Here is a 9,189-nt window from a genome sequence, read left to right as displayed (position 1 = left end):
AGGCCGTTACCCCACCAACTAGCTAATGCGCCGCAGGCCCATCCTTTAGTAGCAGATTGCTCCGCCTTTCATCCTAAACCCAGGAGGGTAAAGGAATTATCCGGTATTAGCTACCGTTTCCGGTAGTTATCCCAGTCTAGAGGGTAGGTTGCCTACGTGTTACTCACCCGTCCGCCGCTAAGTTAATCGGGAGCAAGCTCCCTCATAACTCCGCTCGACTTGCATGTATTAGGCACGCCGCCAGCGTTCGTCCTGAGCCAGGATCAAACTCTCCAAATTGGTATTTAGAAAGAGCGATTGCTCATTTTGAAACATCTGACGAGAATTTGCATTCTCTATTTTGGATCTCACTTGCGTGAAATCCCACTCACTCGTTGTTCAGTTTTCAAAGATCAAGCTCGTTGTCGGCGCCGTTTATCTCGTCACCAGCAACTCTTATAATATATCATGTCCGACCGATGAATGCAAGCTCTTTTTTTCAACTTCATTTCGAGCTCGGCGTTACTATTTCTTGGCCGGAATAAGAATATACCATGTACAGGTTTTGATTGCAAGCTTTATTTTATTATTAATATACCTAATAAAAATGACTGCTCCTTTCTTAACCACCCAATGTTGCGCAGCAAGAAGAGAAACAGTCTCATAGGACAAACATATCAGATTGCCTCAAGCAATAATTTCTTGTATATACAACTCTCGCTCCAGCATTAAGTTAACAATCGCACCTTCCACTTGTACCATAGGGCGTGTGGGATTACTGCGGTCCGTAAAAATAATCTCACCATGACGACCATCACTAAGACGTATTCTTGTACCGTTATATAAGTTGGTTGTTTTCTGAATGAACGTCTGGACTATGACTGGATCCAGTTTGCCAAAGCTCTCTGTGAGCAGCTGCTCCAATACGAGATAAGGGGACTGCGCCTTTCTATAGGCCTTCACGAGTGTCATGGCATGGAATATATCTGCTACCGCCACAATCTTGGCATAGAAGTGGATCTGACTGCCTTCCATATGAAGCGGATAACCCGAGCCATCAATCTTCTCATGATGCTGCAACGCAGCCAGTCGAACGCCTTCATTGATAGCTGTTACATTACGCAGTAGCTGGTATCCATAAGTGGTATGCCTGCGAACTTCCTCTATCTCAGAAGCACTCAAGGGCGTTGGTTTCTGGAGCAGGTCGGCATCTACCTTTACGTTACCTATATCATGAAGCAAGCCTGCAAAAGCACACTGCATCCAATCCTTTTGGGGATATCCACACCATTGGGCAATCTTATAGGAGGTTAAGGCAGAGAGTACCGCATTGTGATAATTATATTCCTGTTCCAAAAGAACGCGTGGTGCAAATTTCAATACATGATAGTCCTTCAAGTAGCTGATTAGTGACTCTAACTGACTTCGTAATTCCAATATAGGTAGTGGGGCGGCAGCAGCTGAAGCATAGCTTTTCTTAACAAGTGCCACCATCTTCTCATACTCATCGTGAAGCGGAGAATTGCTTTTGGCCAGTTGAGACTCATTGATTACAGCACCGGATTTAGTGGAAACTGTCTGCTTCGTGGCTTTGGCTGTTTCAAGAGTATTATTTTCCCCCTGAGAACCTTCAATCTCTACTTGTTGAATCAAGAAGGCCTGCAAAATTTCAATGTCCCTCGGTAATATAATTTTACCTTTGGTGAAGAGGACCCCACCCAAGGGTGTGACCACATCTTTAATAATTTTTGTACCTGCCTTAATTTCCCCTACGGATATGCTTGGCATACATTCAGCCCCTCTGTTTCAGTGACACTTGTGTTCAGTGATTTATTTCCCTAATTATAGTATGGATAACCTCAAGCGACTAGATGGACAAGGCGTTTCCTGAAAATTAATTCCTATTATTAGTTCACTTCAACCCCATGTATGTAAAAAGAGCATGAGTCTCTGCAAGCAGAAACCCACACTCTTCATAATAATTTTATTCGAGGTTATCTTCGTCACCATCGGAGATAGGTTCGGACTGTCCTTCTTCAACAGTTTCTTCTGCTGCTGTATCCAAGTTGTCGTCACCAGTCTCTTGTTCGGAGAACTCATCCTCTTCATTCTTGTCAGCTCTGCAGAGCGTAGCCACTGCATCATCTTCACGGATATTAATCAGCTTAACCCCTTGTGCATAACGGCCCATGGTAGAAATGCCATCCATGCTAGTACGGATCAGAGTACCGCTCGTCGTAATGATCATGAGATCCTCATCTTTTTTGACAACCTTCAGTCCAACTACCGGACCGTTCTTGTCAGTAAGATTAATGGTCTTGATTCCCTTGCCACCACGGGTTTGAGAGCGATAGTCGATGGCAGGGGTACGTTTGCCGTAACCCTTGGTGGTTACAATCAGTACCTCAAGCTCCTTATCTACACAATCCATCCCTATGACCTGATCATTGTTATCCAGTGAAATACCTTTAACCCCGGTTGCGCTGCGTCCCATAGAACGAACATCATTCTCAGAGAACGTAATCGACATCCCACGTGCTGTACCGATAATCAGATTCTGCTCACCATCTGTCAGCTTCACCTCGATCAGTGAATCCTCTTCACGGAGATTGATCGCAATCAATCCACCTTTGCGGATATTGTTGTAATCCTCAAGAGGTGTCTTCTTCACGATCCCTTCCCGGGTAGCAAAGAACAGATATTTATCGCTGTCCGCATCTTCGACTTGGATTACAGCACTAATCTTCTCACCCTGTTCAATCTGAATCAGGTTGATGATTGGCGTCCCCCGTGCAGTGCGTCCCAGCTCCGGAATTTCATAGGCTTTGATCCGGTAGACCTTACCTTTATCGGTAAAGAACATCAGATAATTGTGGGAATTGCTCACAAAGAGATGCTCCACAAAGTCTTGATCTTTGGTATCCATCCCAATAACACCACGGCCTCCGCGCTTCTGGCTGCGGTAAGTGCTAACTGGTAGGCGCTTGATATAACCGGTATGTGTAATGGTAATAACAACCTCTTCACGCGGAATCAGATCCTCATCGAGGATACTTTCTTCCCCAACCGTGATTTCCGTACGGCGGTCATCAGAATACTTATCCCGAATCTCCTGAAGCTCATTGCTGATAATCTCCAGAACCAAATGCTCATTAGCCAGAATTTCGCGATACTCAGCGATCTTGGCCAAAAGCTCATTATACTCATTCTCAATCTTTTCCCGTTCCAACCCGGTCAGGCGCTGCATCCGCATGTCGAGAATGGCCTGCGCCTGTTCTATGCTTAGGCTGAAGGTGCTCATTAAGCCATCGCGTGCAATATCCGTAGTACGGGAAGCACGGATTAGGGCAATAACCTCATCCAAATGATCCAAGGCGATCCGAAGGCCTTCCAGGATATGTGCCCGAGCTTCAGCCTTCTTGAGATCAAAAATAGTCCGGCGACGGATAACTTCGATCTGGTGCTGCAAGTAGTGATAAAGCACATCACGGAGATTAAGAATCTTCGGTTCGTTATTAACGATAGCCAGCATGTTAATTCCAAATGTAGACTGCATCGAGGTGTGTTTGTACAGATTGTTCAGCACAACGCTCGGATTCACATCACGTCTCATCTCAACAACTACACGCATACCATTGCGGTCGGATTCATCACGCAGATCTGTAATGCCTTCAATCCGTTTTTCACGAACTAATTCAGCAATTTTTTCTACCAATCTGGCTTTGTTGACCTGGTAAGGCAGCTCACTAACAATAATCCGTGCTTTTCCGTTATTCTCTTCGATATTTGCTTTGGCCCGCATCGTAACCGATCCGCGGCCAGTTCGATAGGCTTGCCGGATACCTTCACGTCCCAAAATATAACCGGCGGTCGGGAAATCCGGGCCTTGAATATATTCCATGAGCTCCATGGGTGTAATATCAGGATTCTTAATCATGGCCTGTACACCATCAATAACCTCTCCCATATTATGAGGAGGAATATTGGTAGCCATACCAACAGCGATACCCGATACCCCATTTACAAGTAGGTTTGGATAACGGGCTGGCAATACTACCGGCTCATTCTCTTCACCATCATAGTTGGGTGCGAAATCCACTGTTTCTTTATTCAGATCGCGAAGCATTTCTCCGGCAATTTTGGAGAGCCTAGCTTCGGTATACCGCATTGCAGCAGCCATATCCCCATCAATGGAACCAAAGTTTCCGTGACCATCCACGAGCATATACCGCATTGAGAAATCCTGCGCCATACGTACCATCGTTTCATAAACAGCAGAGTCCCCGTGAGGATGATACTTACCAATTACCTCACCGACGATTCTCGCTGACTTCTTATGAGGTTTATCGGCAAACATTCCAAGTTCCGACATCGCAAACAAAATGCGTCGGTGGACAGGCTTAAGTCCGTCCCGCACATCCGGCAAAGCCCGGCTCACAATGATGCTCATCGCGTAATCCATAAAGGATTCGCGCATTTCCACACCAATGTCCCGATCTTTGACTTGCGGGTTATTTTGTTCAGCCATGAGTTGCTGGACCTCCTTCAGTTAAAAACCGCTACCCTTTATTATATTACTTTCACAAAAGTAGCACAATTAAACATGATAGCCTTTTATCTTCTAAAATGATTTCTTTTAGCGGAATACGGGTATACGCCCTCTCCGCAATTCTCTTCAGCACATAGACTGTACAGACAAGATGAATGTGCTTATATCCCTTTTTTTGTCTCAAAAGACATAGCCCCATATCCTTATATTATACCACTGTTTGTGTGGATTGTCCTGACATTTCCGTATGCTTAGTGTCAAACCCAATGTACATGAGACCAGTTTTTATGACTAGCAGATGAGTAATGGATCAGTTGCTTGTAATATTTTGAAGGAGGTAGATCATGAGCATTCAGCGGGTATCCAGCAAATGGGCCAAGACGAAAGTCATTCTGAAAAACCGCCAGTTGGCTGTATTCATCCCCGACACGCGCAAATATAGTCAAGAGGCGTTAATAGAACTACTTGGGATCTATGGAACGGTATATATTAAGCCAGATCGTGGCACTTACGGCAATGGTGTAATGAGGGCAGAACAACGCACGGTTCATTTAAGCCCAGCTGACCAACAGCCAGGTACTGATTGCTCTCCAAACCCTGAAATCGTAAGTACCGAAAAAATTGTTGAACCAAAGGTAATCTATATCCTTCGCTATGCAAAAGATGCAGAAGCCTTTTCGTCACTGCAAGAGCTACATGCAGCTTTATTGCCACGGATTAAGGGCCGTATCTATTTGATCCAGCAGGGTATTGATCTACTCTGTCATCAGGAACGGCCTTTTGATCTAAGGGTACTTACACAAAAAAACTTGTCAGGGGCATGGGAAACCACGGGAATACTGGGGAGAGTAGCAGCTCCACAAAAAGTCGTCACCAACTATCATAGTGGAGGCAGCATTCTTACTGTCCACAATCTGCTTAAAGAGCATATGGGTCCTTTGGAACTGAAAGCGACCATTCAGCAGTTGAAATCCTTAGGAGTAAAAATAGCCGCTCAGTTAGAAACCGCTTATCCGGATCTTAAAGAGATTGGACTTGATGTGGCTTTGGATCCGCATCACGATCTCTGGCTACTCGAGGTCAATACACTCCCATCCATTATTGTGTTCAGCAGATTTCAGAATAAAGCGATTTACCGCAAAATCAGCCTTTATGCCGCAGCATACGGCAGACTGAAGAGAAGCCGCACCTTGGTTCACCGGCACAAATAGAATAAAAGACCATAAAAAAGAGAACCTCCGCTCTCTCCTATTCATTACAAATAGAGAAAACGGAGGTTCACTATAACCACCAACAAATATTAGATATCCAGGTTTCGTACGGACTGCGCATGCTCCTGAATGAACTCCCGACGTGGCTCAACGTTGTCGCCCATCAGCGTATCGAAAATTCCATCAGCCAAAATGGCATCCTCAATGGTGACCTGCAACATCATGCGGGTCTCAGGATCCATAGTCGTATCCCAAAGCTGTGTCGCATTCATTTCTCCAAGACCTTTGTAGCGCTGAACGTTGACTTTAACATTCTCACCAAAGGTGGCAATAATCTCATCCCGTTCCTTCTCAGTTTGAGCATAGCGGATGACCTTGTTACGCTCAATCTTGAACAGTGGCGGCTGAGCGATATAAATATAACCTGCTTCGATTATCTTTCGCATGTAGCGATAGAAGAACGTCAGCAGCAAAGTTCTGATATGTGCTCCGTCGACATCCGCATCGGTCATAATGACAACCTTATGGTAACGGGCTTTTGACAAATCAAAGTCATCACTGATGCCAGTTCCCAGAGCTGTAATAATCGCCCGAATTTCAGCATTGGACAATATACGGTCGAGGCGTGCCTTCTCCACGTTCAGGATTTTCCCCCGAAGCGGCAGAATCGCCTGGAAATGACGGTCACGCCCCTGCTTGGCGGAGCCGCCAGCGGAGTCCCCTTCGACGATATACAATTCACTGATGGAGGCATCCTTGGAAGAACAGTCAGCCAGCTTGCCCGGCAGGGCACTAACTTCAAGTGCACTCTTGCGGCGGGTCAACTCACGGGCTTTGCGGGCTGCTTCGCGGGCACGGGAAGCCTGCATTGATTTCTCCAGTACACGCCGGGATACTGCCGGATTCTCTTCCAAAAATTCCTGCAGCTTTTCTCCGAAAAGGGATTCCACGATACCGCGCACTTCACTATTGCCAAGCTTGGTCTTGGTCTGTCCTTCGAATTGTGGCTCAGGAATTTTGACGGAAATGATCGCCGTTAAACCTTCACGTACATCATCACCAGTCAGGTTGGAGCTGCTATCTTTGATTACACCGGTTTTACGGGCATAATCATTAATGATTCTTGTTAATGCACTCTTGAAGCCGGATTCATGAGTCCCGCCCTCATGTGTATTAATATTATTGGCAAATGAGTAAATGTTCTCTGTATAGGAGTCGTTGTACTGTAGAGCAACTTCTACCGCAATCATATCACGCGAGCCTTCAACGTAAATCGGGTTCTCGTGCAGTGCTTCTTTTTTCTCATTGAGATATTTCACATATTCAACGATACCGCCATCGTATTTGAACACATTAGATGCGCCTGTTCGTTCATCCAGCAGCGAAAGCTCAATACCTTTGTTCAGAAAAGCTAATTCACGAACACGGGTAAGTAGTGTGGAATACTCAAACACAGTCGTTTCTGTGAAAATCTCCGGATCCGGATGGAACGTTGTAGTTGTACCTGTCTCCTCGGTATCACCGATAACCCTGATGTCATATTGCGGAGCACCGCGTCTATATTCCTGCTGGTAGATATGACCGTCACGTTTGACGTTCACAACTACCTTCTCGGACAAGGCATTCACGACAGATATCCCTACTCCGTGCAGACCGCCTGATACTTTATATCCGCCACCGCCGAATTTCCCACCCGCGTGCAGGACAGTCATAACGACTTCGAGCGTTGACTTCTTCAGCTTCACATTCTCACCAACAGGGATACCCCGGCCGTTATCAATTACAGTAACACTATTATCCTCGTGAATGATCACTTGAATCCGGTCGCAATAGCCTGCCAGCGCCTCATCGATACTATTATCGACTACCTCCCAGACCAAATGATGCAGACCTTTGGCGCTGGTAGAGCCGATGTACATGCCGGGACGTTTCCGAACTGCCTCCAGTCCTTCCAGTACCTGAATCTGGCTCTCATCATATGTCGGTTGATTCATTGACATGCCTTCACCTACTTCTTTCAGATTATCTCTTGTGCATCATACAATATTATATTTCCAACAAGATTTTGGCTCGTTTTTTGAGAGTGGAGGAAGAAATAGGGGAGTAATATACCGTGTTTTTGGTTACGACAATGGACTTCGCTTCCTCTTCACCGATTCGTTCCAGTTTTTTGTCCTGCTCGGAATGAACAATGAACTGCTTCGATACCTTAGAGGATTTCTCAATCGAGATATCAAATATAGCAATTAACTCTGAGGATCGAATAATCTTTTCTCCACCCAAATGAATATACATAGTCTTCCTCCGCTCTTAAATCTCCACTTTGCCGTCATGCACATGATATAGGCTTGCGCCCTTTAATTTATCGGCACTCAGACTTTCTACCCCGGTGGCGGTGATAAAGGTCTGCACCTTGCTTTGAAAAGTTTCGATAAGCTGGGTCTGACGATAGGGATCAAGTTCGGACAAAACATCATCAAGAAGCAGCACAGGATACTCTCCGATCTCCTCATGGATCAGCTCAATTTCCGCCAGCTTGAGCGATAAAGCTGCCGTGCGTTGCTGCCCTTGGGAACCGTATACCTGAGCTTCTCTTCCGTTGATAAAAAAGGACAGGTCATCCCTATGGGGACCCGTCAGCGTCATGCCGCGTCTGATTTCCTGATCTCTCGTTTGTGATAACTTTAACATAAAATTGTCTAATAAGACAGCTTCATCTTCCATCTCACGCTCACCAAAAGAGGGAACATACAGTAGTTTCAACTCTTCTCCACCATTCGTAATCCCCCGGTGAATGCTTTCTGCCCATATTTGCAGCTTCTTTATGAATTGTTTCCTTTTTTTGACGATTTTAACACCATGTTCTACAAGTTGGGCATCCCAAATCTCTAGAAGCTCTTTGCCAGCAGCTTCTTTTCCCAAAAGCTGCTTCAGCAGGTTGCCTCTCTGGAGCAGGACCTTCTGGTATTGCTGCAGATGAAACAGGTAGCCCGGCTGAACTTGGCCGATTTCCATATCGAGAAACCGGCGCCGGATGCCTGGTGTTCCTTTGACAATTTCGAGATCCTCTGGAGCGAACATGACTACGTTCAAAGAGCCGATAAACTCACTCAGCCTGCGCTGCTCCAGTCCATTAATTCTGGCTTTTTTCCCACCAGTAGTCAGGGTCAGCTCCAGCTTCAAATCCCCGTATTTACGTTCTACCTCGGCCACAATCTGCGCGGAGCCTGCTGGTGCGTCAAAGGAAATTAGCTCCTTGTCTTTGGAGGTCCGGTGACTCTTGGTCATTGCCAGCACGAACAGTGCCTCCATGAGGTTGGTTTTGCCTTGGGCGTTCTGACCAAGGATCAGATTTACATCGCCCAGATTCTCCAGACGCAGCAGCCCGTAATTGCGGTAATGCTGCAGACCGATATTTTTGACAAACACGAAGCTGTGCCTCCCCGAAGT

The 9,189-nt window shown here is 46.0% G+C and carries 6 protein-coding genes and 1 rRNA gene; 1 reads left to right on the top strand and 6 read right to left on the bottom strand.

Annotated elements, in window-relative coordinates; translation table 11 throughout:
* The 3 genes from AC0MA3_RS07740 to gyrA form a co-directional block, all read right to left on the bottom strand.
* Window positions 1-279 (bottom strand): 16S ribosomal RNA (locus AC0MA3_RS07740); the annotation flags it as partial.
* A 387-nt stretch (window positions 280-666) separates the two neighbouring features.
* Window positions 667-1,767, bottom strand: a complete 1,101-nt coding sequence (locus tag AC0MA3_RS07735) for an HD-GYP domain-containing protein (protein WP_474655733.1) — start codon at window positions 1,765-1,767, stop codon at window positions 667-669.
* 196 nt (window positions 1,768-1,963) lie between these two features.
* Window positions 1,964-4,507, bottom strand: a complete 2,544-nt coding sequence (gene gyrA / locus AC0MA3_RS07730; RefSeq protein ID WP_379155927.1) for a DNA gyrase subunit A — start codon at window positions 4,505-4,507, stop codon at window positions 1,964-1,966.
* Window positions 4,508-4,872: 365 nt separating this feature from the next.
* Between gyrA and AC0MA3_RS07725 the strand changes: the two genes are divergently transcribed.
* The gene (locus tag AC0MA3_RS07725) at window positions 4,873-5,739 is read left to right on the top strand and encodes a YheC/YheD family protein (protein WP_474655732.1); all 867 of its coding nucleotides are present in this window, start codon (window positions 4,873-4,875) and stop codon (window positions 5,737-5,739) included.
* Between the two features lie 89 nt (window positions 5,740-5,828).
* Here the strand turns inward: AC0MA3_RS07725 and gyrB are convergent, their stop codons facing one another.
* The 3 genes from gyrB to recF are packed head-to-tail and all read right to left on the bottom strand — an operon-like array spanning window position 5,829 to window position 9,168.
* Entirely contained in the window at window positions 5,829-7,739 is a 1,911-nt protein-coding gene (gene gyrB, locus AC0MA3_RS07720; protein ID WP_379155933.1) for a DNA topoisomerase (ATP-hydrolyzing) subunit B, read from the bottom strand.
* A 46-nt stretch (window positions 7,740-7,785) separates the two neighbouring features.
* Window positions 7,786-8,034 (bottom strand): extracellular matrix regulator RemB, encoded by a 249-nt coding sequence (gene remB / locus AC0MA3_RS07715; protein WP_020425573.1) that lies wholly within the window; start codon window positions 8,032-8,034, stop codon window positions 7,786-7,788.
* Window positions 8,035-8,049: 15 nt separating this feature from the next.
* Window positions 8,050-9,168 carry a DNA replication/repair protein RecF gene (recF, locus tag AC0MA3_RS07710; RefSeq protein ID WP_474655731.1) on the bottom strand — a complete coding sequence of 373 codons (1,119 nt, stop codon included), beginning with the start codon at window positions 9,166-9,168 and terminating at the stop codon, window positions 8,050-8,052.
* Window positions 9,169-9,189 lie beyond the last annotated feature (21 nt).

Source organism: Paenibacillus sp. LS-5 (genome assembly GCF_056121505.1).
This window is presented reverse-complemented; position numbering and strand designations above follow the sequence as displayed.